This window comes from Rhodococcus sp. ACS1, from assembly GCF_002300155.1.
GTDB lineage: Bacteria > Actinomycetota > Actinomycetes > Mycobacteriales > Mycobacteriaceae > Rhodococcus_F > Rhodococcus_F koreensis.
In genome coordinates this window covers 1499410-1517231 of record NZ_NSDZ01000001.1, presented here as the reverse complement: position 1 = coordinate 1517231, position 17822 = coordinate 1499410, and the positions used below count along the sequence as shown (strand labels likewise).

General features: G+C 67.5%; 16 protein-coding genes. 6 read left to right on the top strand and 10 right to left on the bottom strand.

Annotated elements, in window-relative coordinates; genetic code table 11:
- Positions 1 to 63: 63 nt before the first annotated feature.
- Positions 64 to 651 (top strand): suppressor of fused domain protein, encoded by a 588-nt coding sequence (locus CJ179_RS07135; protein ID WP_174705563.1) that lies wholly within the window; start codon positions 64 to 66, stop codon positions 649 to 651.
- Here the strand turns inward: CJ179_RS07135 and corA are convergent.
- On the bottom strand, positions 648 to 1739 hold the full coding sequence (gene corA / locus CJ179_RS07130; RefSeq protein WP_072948399.1) for a magnesium/cobalt transporter CorA: 1092 nt from the start codon (positions 1737 to 1739) through the stop codon (positions 648 to 650). The genes CJ179_RS07135 and corA overlap by 4 nt on opposite strands.
- Positions 1740 to 1885: 146 nt before the next feature.
- Between corA and CJ179_RS07125 the strand changes: the two genes are divergently transcribed.
- From CJ179_RS07125 to CJ179_RS07115, 3 genes are all read left to right on the top strand, one after another.
- Positions 1886 to 2740, top strand: a complete 855-nt coding sequence (locus CJ179_RS07125) for a PHP domain-containing protein (protein WP_072948295.1) — start codon at positions 1886 to 1888, stop codon at positions 2738 to 2740.
- Positions 2737 to 3096 (top strand): hypothetical protein, encoded by a 360-nt coding sequence (locus CJ179_RS07120; protein WP_095860988.1) that lies wholly within the window; start codon positions 2737 to 2739, stop codon positions 3094 to 3096. The genes CJ179_RS07125 and CJ179_RS07120 overlap by 4 nt, the downstream gene beginning before the upstream one ends.
- 379 nt (positions 3097 to 3475) lie before the next feature.
- The gene (locus CJ179_RS07115; RefSeq protein ID WP_095860987.1) at positions 3476 to 4669 is read left to right on the top strand and encodes an NADP-dependent malic enzyme; all 1194 of its coding nucleotides are present in this window, start codon (positions 3476 to 3478) and stop codon (positions 4667 to 4669) included.
- Between the two features lie 81 nt (positions 4670 to 4750).
- Here CJ179_RS07115 and CJ179_RS07110 read toward each other — a convergent pair whose 3' ends face one another.
- Genes CJ179_RS07110 through CJ179_RS07095 form a run of 4 tightly spaced genes read right to left on the bottom strand, consistent with a single transcriptional unit; the run spans position 4751 to position 8297 of the window.
- A complete protein-coding gene (locus CJ179_RS07110; protein WP_072948302.1) occupies positions 4751 to 5455 on the bottom strand; it encodes an ABC transporter permease in 705 nt (234 codons plus the stop codon).
- Positions 5452 to 6150 (bottom strand): ABC transporter permease, encoded by a 699-nt coding sequence (locus tag CJ179_RS07105; protein ID WP_072948304.1) that lies wholly within the window; start codon positions 6148 to 6150, stop codon positions 5452 to 5454. The genes CJ179_RS07110 and CJ179_RS07105 overlap by 4 nt, the downstream gene beginning before the upstream one ends.
- A gap of 4 nt (positions 6151 to 6154) precedes the next feature.
- Complete coding sequence (locus CJ179_RS07100; RefSeq protein WP_072948307.1) at positions 6155 to 7312, bottom strand: ABC transporter ATP-binding protein; 1158 nt, start codon at positions 7310 to 7312, stop codon at positions 6155 to 6157.
- A gap of 10 nt (positions 7313 to 7322) precedes the next feature.
- The gene (locus CJ179_RS07095) at positions 7323 to 8297 is read right to left on the bottom strand and encodes an ABC transporter substrate-binding protein (RefSeq protein ID WP_095860986.1); all 975 of its coding nucleotides are present in this window, start codon (positions 8295 to 8297) and stop codon (positions 7323 to 7325) included.
- A 144-nt stretch (positions 8298 to 8441) separates the two neighbouring features.
- Between CJ179_RS07095 and CJ179_RS07090 the strand changes: the two genes are divergently transcribed.
- A complete protein-coding gene (locus CJ179_RS07090; RefSeq protein ID WP_095860985.1) occupies positions 8442 to 9380 on the top strand; it encodes an ABC transporter substrate-binding protein in 939 nt (312 codons plus the stop codon).
- Here CJ179_RS07090 and CJ179_RS07085 read toward each other — a convergent pair.
- Genes CJ179_RS07085 through CJ179_RS07075 form a run of 3 tightly spaced genes read right to left on the bottom strand, consistent with a single transcriptional unit; the run spans position 9339 to position 12695 of the window.
- Complete coding sequence (locus tag CJ179_RS07085; protein ID WP_095860984.1) at positions 9339 to 10259, bottom strand: alpha/beta hydrolase; 921 nt, start codon at positions 10257 to 10259, stop codon at positions 9339 to 9341. The genes CJ179_RS07090 and CJ179_RS07085 overlap by 42 nt on opposite strands.
- A gap of 7 nt (positions 10260 to 10266) precedes the next feature.
- Positions 10267 to 11097, bottom strand: coding sequence for an SDR family oxidoreductase (locus CJ179_RS07080; protein ID WP_072948315.1), 831 nt, complete (start codon positions 11095 to 11097; stop codon positions 10267 to 10269).
- On the bottom strand, positions 11094 to 12695 hold the full coding sequence (locus CJ179_RS07075) for an NAD(P)/FAD-dependent oxidoreductase (RefSeq protein WP_095860983.1): 1602 nt from the start codon (positions 12693 to 12695) through the stop codon (positions 11094 to 11096). The genes CJ179_RS07080 and CJ179_RS07075 overlap by 4 nt, the downstream gene beginning before the upstream one ends.
- 70 nt (positions 12696 to 12765) lie before the next feature.
- Between CJ179_RS07075 and CJ179_RS07070 the strand changes: the two genes are divergently transcribed.
- Positions 12766 to 13404, top strand: coding sequence for a TetR/AcrR family transcriptional regulator (locus tag CJ179_RS07070; protein WP_095860982.1), 639 nt, complete (start codon positions 12766 to 12768; stop codon positions 13402 to 13404).
- A 125-nt stretch (positions 13405 to 13529) separates the two neighbouring features.
- Here the strand turns inward: CJ179_RS07070 and CJ179_RS07065 are convergent, their stop codons facing one another.
- A complete protein-coding gene (locus tag CJ179_RS07065) occupies positions 13530 to 13979 on the bottom strand; it encodes an AAA family ATPase (protein ID WP_143548871.1) in 450 nt (149 codons plus the stop codon).
- A gap of 52 nt (positions 13980 to 14031) precedes the next feature.
- A complete protein-coding gene (locus CJ179_RS07060) occupies positions 14032 to 17811 on the bottom strand; it encodes a multifunctional oxoglutarate decarboxylase/oxoglutarate dehydrogenase thiamine pyrophosphate-binding subunit/dihydrolipoyllysine-residue succinyltransferase subunit (protein WP_072948322.1) in 3780 nt (1259 codons plus the stop codon).
- Positions 17812 to 17822 lie beyond the last annotated feature (11 nt).

Below are 17822 nucleotides of genomic sequence, written 5' to 3'. Positions count from 1 at the left end.
TCCGACGCTACCGGCTCGAGAGGCCGGAGGACGGGTGAGCGGGTTCGGTGGTTTGATGGCGGGGTGACTGACAGCGTTGTGGCCTCCGTTCGCGCGCACCTGCTGGGGCAGATCGGGGGACCGGAGCCGACTGCGGCATCGGTGACGTTCCTGGGCGTCGAACCGCTGGACGTGCTGCGGTTCGCACCCGACGACGAGGATCTGGTCCGTTACGTGACCCTGGGATGCTCCCGGCACCCGATGAGTGACCCCGGCGAACTGGTGGCCGACGCTCTCCGCGGCCCCCGCGCCGAACTGATCCTCACCCTGCGCGGCGGCGCCGGGGTGGCGTCGGGAGTCGCGCGCACCCTGGCGGTGCTGGCGGCGGCGCCGTCGGTGGAAGGTGTCGTTCTCGTGGAGGACGCGCTGCTCGACCTGGGAGAGCCGCTGTGGAAGGACGCGCCGTTCACCGCCGTGCTGCTCGGTGAGTCGACGATCCCCGACCTGCCGCTGCCCGAACCCGCGGAGGCCGTGCGGTTCCTCGCGGTCGTTCCGCTCACCGGCACCGAGGCGGCGTGGGTCCGGTTGCGCGGCGCCGGCGCCCTGCGTGAGGCGTGGGCGGAGGCGGGCATCGACGTGCGCGATCCGCACCGCGGCGCCGCGTCGCTCTAGAGCCAGTTGTTCCGGCGGAACGTGACGAACAGGCCCACCGCCACCGACGCGATCACGAACACCACGCCGTGATAGCCGTACTGCCAGTGGAGTTCGGGCATGTTGTCGAAGTTCATGCCGTAGATGCCCGCGATCATCGTCGGCACGGCCGCGATCGCCACCCACGCCGAGATCTTGCGCATGTCGGTGTTCTGCTGCACGGCGACCTTCGCCAGGGCGGCATCGACGAGTGAGCTGAGCACCTCGTCGTATTCGGCGATCCGCTCGGCGACGGTGGTGTGGTGGTCGAGGACGTCGCGGAAGTAGCGGCGGATCTCCTTCGGCACCGGATTGCCCGGTGACCGCGTCAGCCGGAGCAACGGATTCGACAGCGGGTTCACCGACTTGCGGAGTTCGACGATCTCACGCTTGAGCAGGTAGATGTGTTCGACCGCAACGCTGCTGCGCGGACTGAACACCGCCTCCTCCATGCTGTCGACGTCTTCCTCGATGGCCTGGGTGACCTCGAGGTACGTGTCCACCACGTGGTCCGCGACCGCGTGCAGCACCGCGTACGGGCCGAGAGCGAGCCGCTCCCCGTTCGCCTCCAGCGCGTGCCGGACGTTCGACAGCGGGGAATGGTCACCGTGCCGCACGGTGATGACGAAGTCGGCTCCTACGAAGACCATGATCTCGCCGGTCTCGACGATCTCACTGGCAGTGGCCACCGACTCGTGCGGCACATAGTTGACCGTCCGCAGCACCAGGAACAGCACGTCGTCGTAGCGTTCGAGCTTCGGCCGCTGGTGGGCGTGGACGGCGTCCTCGACCATCAGCTCGTGCAGCCCGAACGTCTCGGACACGCTCTCCATCTGGCCCTCGTCGGGAGCGAGCAGCCCGAGCCACACGAACCCCTGACCCCGCTTGCGGACCTCGGCCATCGCAGCCTGATGCGTGTACTTACCGGGAAGCCTCGTGCCGTCGACGTACACCCCGCAGTCCACGATGGCCCGCGCGGTCGGGATGCGGATCCTGGAACCCGGGTCCTTCTCGCCGTCGCGCTGATCCTTGTCGCTGCCGCGCCGGGGGAGCGAGGGCACAGACGGCACGGGGCCCTCCTTCACCGTCGAGTCGGAAACGCTGCCGGTGAATCGTACGTCAGCACCGGGTCCGGGCCGGGCGGCGTCGCACGACACGCCAGGCTTCCGGGCCGCACGCTCGGACCCCGTGCGGCGACACCTGACAGACTGGTCTGGTGCTCATCGATCTCCACACCCATTCGACGGCCTCCGACGGAACCGACAGCCCGGCGGACCTGGTGCGCGCCGCGGGGGCGGCGGGACTCGACATCGTGGCGATCACCGATCACGACACGACCGCGGGGTGGGCCGAAGCGGTCGCGGCGCTGCCTGCGGGGCTCGGGCTGGTGCGGGGCATGGAGATGTCCTGCGAGGGGCGGGGTGAGGACGGACGCCCGGTCGCCGTGCACCTCCTCGCCTACCTGTTCGATCCCGCGCACGCGGCGTTCGCGCGGGAACGAGAACGCCTGCGGAACGAGCGGATCGTCCGGATCCGCGCCATGGCCGAGCTGATGATGGAGGACGGTCTCCCCATCGACGCCGACGAGGTGCTCGCGGAAGCGGGACCGGCGGCCGGGCGCCCGCACCTGGCGAGGGCTCTGATGCGTGCCGGCGTGGTCGGCAGCGTCGGTGAGGCGTTCGTGGACCTGCTGGCCCCGCGCGGCCGGTACTTCGTCGACAAATCGGACACCCCGCTCGACGAGGCCGTGCAACTGGTGGCGGAGGCCGGGGGAGTGAGCGTCCTCGCCCACGGAAGGGCCCGCACGAGGGGGCGGCTGCTGTCGCTCGATCACGTCCGTGACCTGGCGGGAGCCGGTCTGCACGGGCTCGAGGTGCATCACCCCGACCATTCGCCGGAAGACGCGCGGGTGCTGCAGGCCCTCGCCGACGAGCTCGGTCTGGTCGTCACCGGCTCCTCCGACTACCACGGGACGAACAAAGCCATTCGGCTCGGCGAGTTCACAACGGACGCCGACGAGTTCGACACCCTCGTGTCGAAAGCATCCGGGGTGCAGGTGGTCTCGGCATGAACACGCACGAGTCCGAGCGATACGACCCGTACGCTCCCGCCGTCCCGAGGACGGTGGCGGCCACCGAACCGCGACGCAACCCGCTTCCGGTCCGCGCGCTGCGCGCCCTCAGCGGCGCCGTCGCCGCCGGTGTGGTGATCCTCTGTCTCGTCGTGATCGGCTCCGCCTACGTCGGCGGGGGCCGGGGCTTCCCGGGCCCCGGGGCGGTCTCGATCACCGCGCACGTGGTCGCGTCCGTGTTCGTGATCGTCGCGCAGCGGATTGCGGACCGCCGCGACGGGTTCGCCGCCGTGGTCGCGTCCGTGGCCGTCCTCGCCGCGGCGGCACTTCTGCTGGCCACCCAGTGGTGGGGTTGAGGAACGCTCGGCCCGATATCTGAAACCGGCCCTCACAGTGACCCGCCGGTAACTTATTCTCACAGGTAGAGGCCCGAAAACGTGAGACATCTGACTGTCGTGGCAATTTGATTGTGCATCGATATTCGTGCCAGACTTAGCACCACTCCGACGTCGGCGCCACCGCCCTTCGGCGGGGGTTTTTATGGCAGCGTTGCCAGGGGCTCACCCGCCCAGTGCCATGACGCTTCGGACGTTCTGCGGCCATCGTGATCGCGCACCCCGGAAGCTTCACCCCAGTTGTCGTTCGTGGAGTAACTGTGAGGATCAGCGCCGATCCCTACGGTTACTTCTCAGTAACCCGGCCCCGAGTGAGCCTGGACTTATCAGGAGTGTCATCGTGTCCATCGTGTCCGAACCCACCACACCGCAGAAGGTCGAACTGACCGACGAGGAGATCTTCGCCGGCCATCTCGGCGGCAAGCTCTCGGTCGAGACCACCGCTCCCCTCGACTCCCAGCGCGCCCTGTCCATCGCTTACACGCCCGGTGTCGCGCAGGTCTCCCGCGCCATCCACGCCGACGAGACCCTCGCCGACCGCTACACCTGGACCAACCGCCTCGTGGTCGTCGTCTCCGACGGCTCCGCGGTCCTCGGCCTCGGGGACATCGGCCCGCGCGCCTCCCTTCCCGTGATGGAAGGCAAGTCCGCGCTGTTCAAGAACTTCGCGGGCCTGAACTCGATCCCGCTGGTCCTCGACACCAAGGACCCCGACGAGATCGTCGAGACCCTGATCCGGCTGCGCCCGAGCTTCGGTGCCGTCAACCTCGAGGACATCTCCGCGCCCCGCTGCTTCGAAATCGAACAGCGCGTCATCGAGGCCCTGGACTGCCCGGTCATGCACGACGACCAGCACGGCACCGCCATCGTCGTCCTCGCCGCCCTCAAGGGCGCGGTCAAGGTCCAGGACCGCGACCTCCACGACCTCCGGGTCGTCATCTCCGGTGCCGGCGCCGCCGGCGTCGCCTGCGCGAACATCCTGCTCGCCGCCGGCATCGCGGACGTGACGGTCCTGGACTCGAAGGGCATCGTCTCGGCCGACCGCACCGACCTCAACGAGATCAAGGTCGACCTGGCCGCCCGCACCAACCCGGCCGCCCGCCGCGGCGGCGTCGTCGAAGCCCTCGACGGCGCGGACGTGTTCCTCGGTGTCTCCGCGGGCACCGTCCCGGAAGAGCTCATCGCGACCATGGCGGAGAACTCCATCGTCTTCGCACTGTCGAACCCGGACCCGGAGATCCACCCCGACGTCGCCCGCAAGCACGCGGCGATCGTCGCCACCGGACGCTCGGATTTCCCGAACCAGATCAACAATGTGCTCGCCTTCCCCGGTGTGTTCAAGGGTGCGCTCGACGCCGGCGCCCGGCGCATCACCGAAGGCATGAAACTCGCCGCCGCCGAGGCAATCCTCTCGGTCGTCGGTGACGAGCTGGCTGTAGACAAGATCGTTCCCAGCCCGCTCGATCCTCGCGTCGCCCCCGCTGTCGCGGAGGCAGTCGCCGCCGCTGCTCGCGCAGAAGGCGTCACCGGCTAGCGAGAATCCGTCGAGCACCCCGATCCGGAACCCGCACCCACGGTTCCGGTGTCGGGGTGTTTGCCGTTGTGGGAGAACTCGTTACGACGCGCGCTCGGCGATCTGTTCGGCGCTCGGATTCCGTCGCAGGCGGCCGGTTCCCGGAACGGACGCCCACACCGCCAGCGCGAGCAACCCGTCCACGACGAGAGCCAGAATCGTCACCAGCAGCGCGCCGACGAGCACCCGGTCGTACTGGCGCAGGGCCAGTCCGTCGAAGATGTAGCGGCCCAGGCCGCCGAGGTTGACGTACGCGGCCACCGTTGCGGTCGCGATGATCTGCAGGGTGGCGTTGCGCAGCCCGCCGAGCATGAGCGGCAGCGCATTCGGGGCCTCGACCCTCGTGAGGACCTGCCATTCGGTCATCCCCATCGCGCGGGCGGCGTCCACGACCGTCCGGTCGACATTCGCGACACCCGCATACGTGCCCGCGAGGACCGGCGGGATCCCGAGGATCACCAGGGCCAGGATCGGTGGGATCAGACCCAGCCCGAGCAGGAGCACCAGGAACGTCAGCAGGCCCAGCGTCGGCAGCGACCGAAGTGCGTTGACGAGACCGACCACGACCACGTCACCCTTGCGCAGATGTCCGATGATCAGACCGATCGGCACCGCCACCACCGCGGACAGTGTGACCGCCAGAAAGCTGTACCAGAGGTGTTCGAGGATGCGGGCGCCGATTCCGGTGCTGCCCGACCAGTTACCCGGGTCGACGATGTACTCCCACGCGCCGCCGAAGATGTTCACGAAGCCTCCTCCGGCGCGGGGGCCGTCGACTGTCCCGCGACCAGCGGTGCGCGCCGGACCCTCTGCTGCCGGGTCCACGGTGTCAGTGCCCGGCCGACGAGGAACAGCAGCAGGTCGAACGCGAGGGCCAGCACGACGATCGAGATGATCCCCGCCAGGATCTGATCGGGGTAGTCCCGCTGGTAGCCCTGCGTGAACAGGGTGCCGAGGCCGCCGATCCCGATCAGCGAACCCACCGACACCAGCGAGATGTTGGTCACCGCCACCACTCGGACGTTCGCAATGAGAACGGGCAGTGCGAGCGGCAATTCGACGGTCAGCGCCCGGCGGAGGCGCGTGAAACCCATCGCGGTGGCGGAGTCGACGACGTCCGCGGGAACGGAGTCGAGAGCCTCGGGAACGGCGCGGATGAGCAGTGCCGTGGAGTAGATCGTCAGCGCGATCACCACATTGAGCGGGTCCAGGATCTGCAGTCCGAAGACGGAGGGGATCGTCACGAACAGTGCCAGCGACGGGATCGTGAACGCGATGCCCGCCACGATCAGCGTGATCTTTCGCAGCCAGGAAGCACCCCGGATCGCCGTGCCCACCGGAACCGCGATGAGCAACCCGATCAGCAGCGGAACCAGTGCGAGATAGAGATGGGTCTTCGTCAGGTCGACGACGACCGAGAAGTTGTCGATGAGCCAGCGCACGCGATCACGGCCCGTCCGGGGTCGCCTGCTGGGCGGTGAAATAGTGCTCACCCCGCGCGCGGTCCTCCGCCGCCCGCTGCTCGGCCAGCTTCGCGATCACTTCGGAGCCGAGGATGCCGCCCGAGACCGCACCGTCCGCGTCGATGGCCACCCCGATGCCCGACGGCGAGGAGATCGCCGCGTCCAGTGCCTGCCGCAGGTCGGCACCGGGGGTGAAGAGCGATCCGCCCGCCGCAGTGCATTCGGAGACGGGCCGACCGGCCCGCGCCCCCTCGACGCCGGTGACGTCGATCCACCCCCGCGGCACGCCCGCGTCGGTGACGACGAGGACCCATTCACCCTGTTCGAGGCGCAGCCCGGGCAATTCGTTCTCGGTCGCCGTCCGCAGGGTGTGCAGCGGAACCTGATCTGCCGTCCGGAACGACAGCCCCCGGTACCCGCGGTCACGACCCACGAACGAGGCGACGAAATCGGTGGCGGGCGCCGACAGCACCGTGTCGGGTGCGTCGTACTGCTGCAACCGGCCGCCCGGCCCGAAGACCGCCACCCGGTCACCGAGTTTGACGGCCTCGTCGATGTCGTGGGTGACGAACACGATCGTCTTGCGCATGTCGGCCTGCAGCCGCTGCATCTCGGCCTGCAGATCTTCGCGGACAACGGGATCGACGGCGCTGAACGGTTCGTCCATCAGCAGGATCGGCGGATCGGCGGCCAGCGCCCGGGCGACCCCGACGCGTTGTTGCTGGCCGCCGGAGAGCTGGCCGGGATAGCGGGAGGCCAGCGCCGGGTCGAGTCCGACGCGTTCGAGCACCGCCAACGCGGCCTTGCGGGCGTTGCGCCTCGAGTCGCCGCGCAGCACCGGCACGGTCGCGACGTTGTCGACCACCGTGCGGTGCGGCAACAGTCCCGCGCTCTGGATCACGTAGCCGATGCCGAGGCGAAGCTTCACCGCGTCGGTCCGGGCTATGTCGCGGCCGTCGACCGTGATGGTCCCAGTGGTTGGGGTGATCATCCGGTTGATCATCCGCATCGACGTGGTCTTGCCGCAGCCGGACGGCCCCACGAAGACCGTGAACGATTCGGCCTCGATCTGCAGGTCGAGGCCGTCGACCGCCGTCGTGCCGTCCGGGTACTGCTTGGTGACTCCCGAGAATGTGATCACGGCAGCCTCCTCACGAGACCGGCTTGTCGAGCCCCTGGTCCGTCACCCACTGCTTCGCGGCCGCCGCCGGCTCGGTCTTCGCATCACCCGAGACGGAATTGTTGAGCGCGACAAGCTCTTCGGTGGTCAGCTTCGCGGACAGAGCGTCGAGGGCGCGGGTCAGCTTGTCGGAGGACTTGGTGGTGCGCAACACCGGGACGACGTTCTGCGCCGCGAAGTTGTTCAGTGGGTCCGCGAGCACCACGAAACCGTTCTCTGCGATCGCCGGAGACGTGGTGAAGATGTCGGCGGCCGTGATCTGTCCCGACGCGAGAGCGTCCACCGTGGCCGGACCGCCGCCGTCGGCGATCGGGACGAAGTTGTCGGGCGTGATGTCGAGGCCGTACTTGGCCTTCAGGCCGGGCAGGCCACCGGGACGTTCCTGGAATTCGGCCGGTGCGCCGAACTTCACCTCGTTCGAGTGTGCCGCCAGATCCGCGATGGAGGTGAGGTTCCAGCGCTGCGCCGTCTCCTTCGTGACGACGACGGCGTCCTTGTCCTCCGCGGGGGCCGGGGTGGTGATCGTCAGTTCCGAGCCCAGCGCGGCAGGCAGCGCCGCGTCGACGTCGGCGGCGCTCGTGGCGGTGGAATCCGGGTCGAGATACTGCAGGAGGTTGCCCGTGTAATCGGGGATGACGTCGATCGACCCGTCCTTCAGTGCGGGAATGTAGGCCTCACGGGAGCCGATGTTGAACTTCGTCGTCACGTCGAACCCGTTGGCGCGGAGCACCTCGGTGTAGATGTTCGCCACCGTCTCGGATTCGGGGAAGTTCGCCGATCCCACGATGATCGCGTTCGGGTCGTCACCGGAGCCTTCGCCGCCGCCGGACAGGGGGTCCGATCCGCCGCCACCGCACGCCGCGAGCGACACGACGGCGACCGTCGCGAGAGCGATACTGCCCACGGAGCGGCGGGTGAAGCCCGACAGAATTCGTGAGGTGCGCATGAGCGTCCTTCCCGTTGTCACCGGCGCCGGACCTGCCGACGGAAAGCCGGTGGACGCGTGTCCGCGCCATCGGTTGGCCAGTGTAACGATAGGGGCGGACAGAGCACGGTTTTCGGCCGGCTCGAGGTAAACGAAAGGCGCGACGTGGCACACACACGCACAGACGAATCGGCCGGGCGCCCGGCGGCGTGGTCCCGGGCACTGATCGCCGCGTCCGCGCTGCTACTGGTCGCGGGGGCAGCGTCCGGGTGCGCCGGTGGCGACAGAACCCTCGACGAGTCCGCGGGACAGGGGCAGGGCCAGATCGTGGTGGGTGCGGGTGACGGTGCGGAGAGCCGCATCCTTGCCGAAATCTATGCGGGTGCCCTGCGTTCGACGGGCGCGCCGGTCACCACCGACGACGGCCTCGGTGACCGGACCGCCTATCTCGGGCAACTCGATGCCGGAAGCGTCACGCTGGTGCCGGAGTTCACGGGCCGGCTGCTGCGCTATTACGACCCCGAGTCGACGGAAACCGAACAGAACGACGTGTTCGAGGCGTTGAGTAAGGCTCTGCCGCAGGGGCTTTCGATCTCCGACTTCGCCGCCGCCGAGGACAGGTCGGCGCTGGCGGTGACTCCGCAGATATCCGAACAGCTCGGTCTCACCACGCTGGACGACCTCGTTCCCTCGTGCGGAAAGAGCACCGCCGTCCTCGCCCCGGCGTTCGAGGCCGATGCTCTCGCCGGCCTCACCGGGTGCACGTTCGCGCAGACGACGAGGGTGGCCGACGACGCCGCCGCGCTCGGTGAACTCGCCGTCCCCGCACCGGCGGGCGGAGCCGTGGTGGCCGGTGTGACCACGTCGTCGCCCGACGTCGCGGACACGGATCTGGTGCTGCTGTCCGACGACGAACACGTGTTCACCGCGCAGAACGTGGTGCCGCTGTTCCGGATCGGGACCCTGAGCGAAGCCCAGCTGAAGGCGCTGAACGTCGTGGCGGGTGAACTGACGACCGCGGACCTGGCCGACATGATCGGCCAGGTCCGCGGTGGTGCCGATTCAGCCGACGTGGCGCGGGTGTGGCTGGACTCCCATCTGTGAACCCAGGAACGCCCCGAGTTCCGCGACCGCGTCCGCGGCCTCGCGGACCAGGGACGCCTGCAGATGGGCGACGTGCCACAGCCGGGCGTACTCGGTGAGCGTGACGTCCACCTTCGACTCGTTCAGCTTGTCGACGAACTCCATTATCTGCGGGTAAAGCACCTCGTCCACCCCGACGTGTATCAACGTCGGCGGCAGTCCCGCCAGATTTCCCTGCAACGGTGCGTAACCCGGATCCCGCGCGTCTCCGTTGCCCAGGTACTTCTCGGCGGCGTCGAACGACCACGCGGTGTTGACGACGAGATCACGGTCCCGGGACGTGTCGCGCCTGCCGGGATCGACCCACGGGGAGATCAACGCCAACGCCGCGGGAGTCACGCCGTGCCGATCGATCAGGCGTCGTGCGGTGGCGACGGTCAGGCCACCACCCGCCGAATCGCCCGCGATGGCGAGTTGCTCTGTCTCGTAACCGTGTTCGGTGTTCAGCTCCATGTACGCGGCGACGGCGTCCTCGAGCCCGGCCGGAAACGGATGCTCCGGAGCCAGCCGGTAGTCGAGGGTGTAGACGACGCAACCGGATTCCCGGGCGATGTGGGCGGCCAGCGATCGGTGGGTGGCGAGCGAACCGATCGTGTACGCACCGCCGTGCAGGTAGAGGACAGCGGTCCGGCGTTCGGTGGCTCCCACCGTGATCCGCTCCGCGGGCCTCCCGGCCAGGACGGTCGGGCGGACGACGGCACCGGCGGGCACCTGCTGCAGTGGAGCACCCACGTCGAGAAGGGTCCGCTGCACCGAGTACGGAAGCCGTGCGTTGAGGCTGAGGCGGTAGAACGGCCGGAGGGCCGTCGCGACGACCGGCAGCGGCAGGTGGAAGCTCATCGGTACCTCAGTTCGACTTGGGGAGGACGCGTCCGGCGACGAGGGCAACCACCCGCTGGTAGCTCGGTCCGACGAGCCGCACCCAGGCGTCGAGGAACTTGGCGTCGGCGCCGATCAGCACGCGCGCCTTGCCCTTACGGACGCCGGTCACGATGGTCTCCGCCGCCGCTTCCGGAGTGGTGCGTGCCAGCTTCTGGTCGAAGAACTTTGCGAACGTGTCGAGATCCTCGCCCGGTCCCGCGGTGGCGTTGCGGGCGATGGCCGTCTTGATGCCGCCGGGATGCACACACGTCACCTTCACGGGATGCTTGGCGATCAGCATCTCCTGGCGCAGCGACTCGGTGAAACCGCGCACGGCGAACTTCGCCGAGTTGTACGCGCTCTGGCCGGGCATGGACAGCAGTCCGAACAGGCTCGAGACGTTCACGACGTGACCGTCGCCCGACGCGATGAGATGCGGCAGGAACGCCTTGGTGCCGTTGACGACTCCCCAGAAGTCCACGTCCATGATCTTCTCGATGTCCTTGAACTCGGACTTCTCGAACTCACCGTGGTAGGCGATGCCGGCGTTGTTGTACACCTGGTTGATCTTGCCGAAGTGGGCCCGCACCTCGTCGGCGTACGCGAGCACCGCCTCGCGCTGGGTGACGTCCAGGTGATCGGACTTGACCTCGGCGCCCAGCGCCTCCGCCTGGCGTGCGGTCTCGGCGAGTCCGACCGTGTCCATGTCCGAGATCGCCAGCCGGGCGCCCCGGCGCGCCAGATCGAGGGCGAGCGCCCTGCCGATGCCGGAGCCGGCCCCGGTGATCACGACTACCTTGCCTGCGAACTCGCTCACTGTGCTGTCACCTTGTCGTCGTCGAGGTCGATCTGCGCCGGGATGGCGGCGGATCCGGGGGTCTTTCCGTTCACGTGCACGGGCGCAGGCAGATCGGCGGTGGCCACGCTGTCGTACGCGGTGAGATCGAAGCGCCTGGTCTCGTTCCGGAACTGGAACGTGAAGCCCGGCCACAGGGTGGTGTTGTTGCCGTGCTTGTCGAGGTACCAGCTCGCGCACCCGCCGTTGTTCCAGACGCTGTGTGACAGCTTCTCCTGGAGGTCGGCGTTGTACCGGTCCTGGGCGTCCTGACGGACCTCGATCTTGCCGATACCGTACTTGTCGATCGTCTGCAGGGCGTCGACGAGGTAGTTGAGCTGCGACTCGATCATGAAGACCATCGAGGTGTGGCCCAGGCCCGTGTTCGGGCCGACCAGGAAGAACATGTTGGGGAAGTTCGCGATCGCGGCGCCCTTGTAACCCTGCTGCCCGCCCTCGTCGAAGACCGCGGCGAGCGAGCGGCCGTCCTTGCCGAAGATGCCCTCGAACGTGGGGGAGTCGGTGACGTGGAAGCCGGTGGCGACGACGATGGCGTCGACCTCGCGGACGGTGCCGTCCTTCGAGATCACCGAGTTCGCCGTGACCTCGGCGATGCCGTCGGTCACCAGGTCGACGTTGTCCTGCGCGAGGGTGGGGTAGTAGTTGTTCGAGATGAGCATGCGTTTGCAGCCGATCTGGAAGTTCGGCGTCACCTTCTTGCGCAGAGCCTTGTCCTTGATCTGACGGCGCAGGTGGCGCTCGGCCGCGAGCTGCAGCGGCTTCATGAAGACGGGGGCCTTCGCGAGTCCGACGACCTGGCTCTCGCGCATCCAGTAGATGCCGGTGCGGCACAGCTTCTGGAAGCCGGGGAGGTATTTGAACGCGGTGTGCTCGAGCGTCGTGTACTCGCGGTCCGCCCGGGGGAGGATCCACGGCGCCGTGCGCTGGTACACGTCGAGGTGCGACACCTTCTTGCCGATGGCGGGCACGATCTGGATGGCCGAGGCGCCGGTGCCGATGACGGCGACGCGCTTGCCCGTCAGATCGGCGTCGTGGTTCCAGCGGGCGGAGTGGAAGATCTCGCCCTCGAAGCCTTCGATGCCCTTGATGTCGGGGAGGGACGGCTCGCACAGTGCGCCGACCGCGGAGACGACCACCTTCGCGACGAAGTTCCCCTTGGTGGTGCTGACCTCCCAGCGAGTGGTCGACTCGTTCCAGTGGGCGGACTGCACGTCACAGCCGAAGAGGTGCTTGTCGCGCACCTTGTACTTGTCCGCCACCGACTGGATGTACTTCTGGATCTCGGGCTGCGTCGAGAACGACCGGGTCCACTCCGGGTTCAGCGCGAACGAGTAGGAGTACAGATGTGAGGGAACATCGCACGCCGCACCCGGATACGTGTTGTCTCGCCAGGTACCACCGACCTCGTTGCCGCGTTCGAGCACGAGGAAGTCGGTCTTGCCTGCCTGGGTCAGCTTGATCGCCGCGCCGAGGCCGGCGAACCCGCTGCCGATGATCAGTGTGTCGACGTGGCGGACACCTGCGGTGGGGGCGTAAGTATCTGTGACGGGGAGACTCATGTAAGAAACCATAGGGCGCTATTGAGGGGCAGTCAATAGCCTATTGACCTTCATTCAGTAGTCTTGTCCCATGGACGTTGTGAAGCGGACCCGTCTCAGCCCCGAACAACGGCGCGCCCAACTGATCGACCTCGGCGCCAAGATGCTGGCGGAGCGCCCGCTCGAGCAGATCTCCGTCGAGGACATCGCAGATCAGGCCGGTGTTTCCCGCGGCCTGCTGTTCCACTACTTCGCGTCGAAGCACGACTTCCACCTCGAGATCGTGCGGCACACCAGTAGCGAGATGCTCGCCCGCACCGCCCCCGACCCGTACGTCGAGGAGGCGCGCGATCCGATGCAGATCCTGCGCTCGGTGCTCGCGTCGTACGTCGATTACGTCACCGAGAACCGTGGCACGTACGTCTCGCTCCTGCGGGGAACGGCGAGCGGGGACCCGGACATGCGGTCCGTCTTCGAGCAGACCCGCGCCGTGATGTCCGAGCGGACCCTCGAACAACTGCCCGCGATCGGCATCGAGCCCACCCGGGCGGTCGAACTCGCCGTCCGGGGCTGGATCGCCTACGTCGAGGAAGTCACGATTTCCTGGTTGCGCGACCCGCACCTGACCCGCGAAGAACTGATCGAACTCAATGTTCAGGCCCTTCCCGCGCTGGCCATTGCCGCCGCGCCCGAGATCGCCGCCGCGCTCGTGTCGGCCACGACGACCTGACACCCCTACTACCCCGACGCCGAAGCGGACGCACTCGTTGTGGGTAGCCGCTCCCGTTTTCGGGCGCGAAAAGTTGCGCGTGTGCAGAGAAGTGGTGCGTGCGGCCGGGCCCCGGCGTGACCGGGCTACAGATGCCGCAGGAAGGAGAGTTCCCAGATCTCCGCGCCCGGCGCCGCGGCGAGCAGGGGAGAGTGCGTCGCCATGATCACTTGCGAACCCTCCTCGGCCAGATCCGCGAGGACGCCGAGCAACGCCACGCACGACTGCAACGACAGCGCGGCCTCGGGCTCGTCCAGGATCCACAATCCCACGCCGATCGGAGGGTCGGCGACGTACCGCAGGAACGACTGGTTGTGCGAGAGCGCGTTGAACGATTGATCGCCTTCGCGGGGACGTGACTCGTCGGCCGCCCCGAACAGCGCATGCATCGACTCGGCCCGCAGGAAACACCCGCCGTACGGCCGCGGCCGGGCGCCGATACATGTGAGGTGGCGACCGAGGTCCAGGCACCACGAAGCCGGGTCGAGTCCACTCCGTGGAGTGAACTCGACCCGGCTCAATGGCAGATCAGTCAATCAGACGGTCAGCTGAACGCTTCAGCCGAAGGCTTCAGCCGTTTCACGCTCTTCAGCCGAAGGCTTCATCGATGATCTCTTGCTGTTCCACAGCGTGCACCTTGCTCGAACCCGAGGACGGTGCCGACATCGAACGACGCGAGATGCGCTTGATTCCGGACAGCTTGTCGGGCAGCAACTCGGGCAGAGCCAGACCGAAGAACGGCCACGCACCCTGGTTCGCCGGCTCCTCCTGAACCCACCGGAATTCGGTGGCGTTCGGGTAGCGGTCCAGCGTCTCGCGGAGACGACGGCTCGGAACCGGGTACAGCTGCTCGATGCGGACGATCGCGATGTCCTCGCGGTTGTCCTTCTGCTTCTTCGCCAGCAGCTCCCAGTACAGCTTGCCGCTGACGAGGAGGACCCGGCGAACCTTGTCGCGTTCGGCGTTGCCCGTCTCGTACGTGGGCTCCTCGAACACCGAGCGGAACTTGCCGGTGGTGAAGTCCTCGACGTCGGAGACCGCGGCCTTGTTGCGCAGCATCGACTTCGGTGTGAAGACGACCAGCGGGCGGCGGATTCCGTCGAGCGAGTGGCGACGCAGCAGGTGGAAGTAGCTGGCCGGGGTGGACGGCACGGCCACGGTCATCGAACCCTCGGCGCACAACTGCAGGAAGCGCTCGATACGACCGGACGTGTGGTCGGGACCCTGACCCTCGTGACCGTGCGGCAGCAGCAGCACGACGTCGGACAGCTGGCCCCACTTGGCCTCACCGGACGAGATGAACTCGTCGATGATCGGCTGTGCACCGTTGACGAAGTCACCGAACTGCGCCTCCCACAGCACGAGCGCGTCCGGGTTGCCCACGGAGTAGCCGTACTCGAAGCCGACGGCCGCGAACTCGCTGAGCGCGGAGTCGTAGACCAGGAACTTGCCGGGGTTCTCGCTGCCCAGGTTCTGCAGCGGGATGTACTCGGCGCCCGTCTTGCGGTCGATGAGGACCGAGTGACGCTGCGTGAACGTGCCGCGCTTGGAATCCTGGCCGGACAGGCGAACCATCTTGCCCTGGTCGACCAGCGAACCGAACGCCAGCAGCTCGGCGAAGGCCCAGTCGATCTTGCCCTCGCGCGACATTTCGCGGCGCTTCTCGATGACCGGCTTGACGCGCGGGTGGACGGTGAAGCCCTCGGGCAGGTTGACGAACGCGTCGCCGATCCGCTCGAGCACCGACTCGTCGACCGACGTCTTCAGCTTCGTGGGCAGCACCTGGTCGAGCTCGACCGACTCACTGGGCTCCGGCGTGTACTTCTCGAGTTCGCGAACCTCGTTGAACACCCGCTCCAGCTGACCCTGGTAGTCGCGCAGGGCGTCTTCGGCTTCCTTCAGCGAGATGTCGCCACGGCCGATCAGGGATTCGGTGTAGCTCTTGCGGACGCTGCGCTTGGTGTCGATCACGTCGTACATCGCCGGCTGCGTCATCGAGGGGTCGTCGCCCTCGTTGTGACCGCGACGGCGGTAGCAGATCATGTCGATGACGACGTCCTTCTGGAACTTCTCCCGGAAGTCGACAGCGAGCTGGGCGACCCAGACACACGCCTCGGGGTCGTCGCCGTTCACGTGGAAGATCGGCGCGCCGATCATCTTCGCGACGTCGGTGCAGTATTCCGACGAACGGGAGTGCTCCGGGGCAGTGGTGAAACCGACCTGGTTGTTGACCACGATGTGCACGGTGCCGCCGGTGCGGTACCCGCGCAGCAGCGCCAGGTTCAACGTCTCGGCCACGACACCCTGACCGGCGAACGCGGCGTCGCCGTGCAGCATCAGCGGCAGGACGGTGAAGCCGTCCTCACCCTTGTCGAGGATGTCCTGCTTCGCGCGGACCAGGCCCTCGAGGACCGGGTCGACAGCCTCGAGGTGCGACGGGTTGGCCGTCAGCGACACGGTGATGTCGTTGTCACCGAACATCTGGATGTACGTGCCCTCGGCACCGAGGTGGTACTTCACGTCGCCGGAGCCGTGAGCGGCCGCCGGGTTCATGTTGCCCTCGAACTCCGTGAAGATCTTCGAGTACGGCTTACCGACGATGTTCGCGAGAACGTTGAGGCGACCGCGGTGCGGCATGCCGATGACGACCTCGTCGAGCTGGTGCTCGGCGGCCTGGTCGATGACGGCGTCCATCATCGGGATGACGGACTCGGCGCCCTCGAGCGAGAAGCGCTTCTGGCCGACGTACTTGGTCTGCAGGAACGTCTCGAACGCCTCGGCGGCGTTGAGCTTGCTCAGGATGTACTTCTGCTGAGCGACCGTGGGCTTGACGTGGTGCGCCTCGACCCGGTCCTGCAGCCACTGCTGCTGCTCCGGCTCCAGGATGTGCGTGTACTCGACACCGACGTGGCGGCAGTACGCGTCGCGCAGCACGCTGAGCACGTCGCGCAGCTTCATCTTCTCCTGGGCGTGGAATCCGCCGACCTTGAACTCGCGGTCGAGGTCCCACAGCGTCAGGTCGTGCGTCGTGACGTCCAGGTCGGGGTGGCTCTTGAACTTGTCCTTGACGAACTGCAACGGGTCCGTGTCGGCCATCAGGTGGCCGCGGTTGCGGTACGCCGCGATCAGTTCGAGGACGCGGGTGTTCTTGTCGACCGCGCCTTCGGAGACGTCCTGGCGCCAGCGGACCGGCTCGTACGGAATGTGCAGCGAGTGGAAGATCTCGTCGTAGAACTCGTCGCTGATCAGCAGCTTGTGGATGGTCCGAAGGAAGTCGCCGGACTCCGCGCCCTGGATGATGCGGTGGTCGTACGTCGAGGTCAGCGTCATGAGCTTGCCGACGCCCATCTCGGCGATCTTCTCGTCGCTCGAACCCTGGAACTCCGCCGGGTACTCCATGGCGCCGGCACCGATGATGGCGCCCTGGCCGTTCATCAGGCGCGGCACGGAGTGCACGGTGCCGATGCCGCCGGGGTTGGTGAGCGAGATCGTGACACCCGAGAAGTCCTCGGCGGTGAGCTTGCCGTCACGCGCGCGCCGGACGATGTCCTCGTACGCGCTGTAGAACTGCGTGAAGTTGTGGGTATCGGTGTTCTTGATCGCGGCGACGACGAGGGATCTGTTGCCGTCCTTGCCCGGCAGGTCGATGGCCAGGCCGAGGTTGGTGTGTGCGGGGGTGACCGCGTTGGGCTTGCCGTCGATCTCGGCGAAGTGCCGGTTCATGTTCGGGAACGCCTTGACCGCCTGCACGATCGCGTAACCCAGCAGGTGCGTGAACGAGATCTTGCCGCCGCGGGTACGGGCGAGGTGGTTGTTGATGACGATCCGGTTGTCGAACATCAGCTTCGCAGGGATGGCGCGAACACTGGTGGCGGTCGGAATGGCCAGCGATGCCGACATGTTCTTCGCGACGGCAGCAGCTGCGCCGCGGAGAACCTTCGACTCGTCGGCGGCAGGCGCGGGGGCGGACGCCTTCGCGTCCTTCGCCGGGGCGTCCTTTGCGGGTGCGGCCTTCTTGGGGGCCTCGGTCTTCGGGGCGGCAGCCTTCGGAGCTGCACCGTTGGGTGCAGTCTTGGCTGCGGCACCGTTGGCCGGCTTGGTCTGAGGCTGGGGTGCGGTCGCGGACTCGGAAACAGGGGGAGTCGAAGCCTTGGCGGAGGGAGCGGCAGCAGGTGCGGCGGTGGTGGTGCCGTTCGTGCCGCGTCCGTTGGCTGCGCCTGCCTTGGCGGCGGCTGCGTCGGGAGAATAATCCGTCAGGAATTCGTGCCAACTCGCGTCCACGGACGACGGATCGTCCTGGAAACGCTGGTACATTTCGTCAACCAGCCACTGGTTCTGTCCGAACTGGGATGTAGAGCTGCTGCTCACGGCAGGTGTTC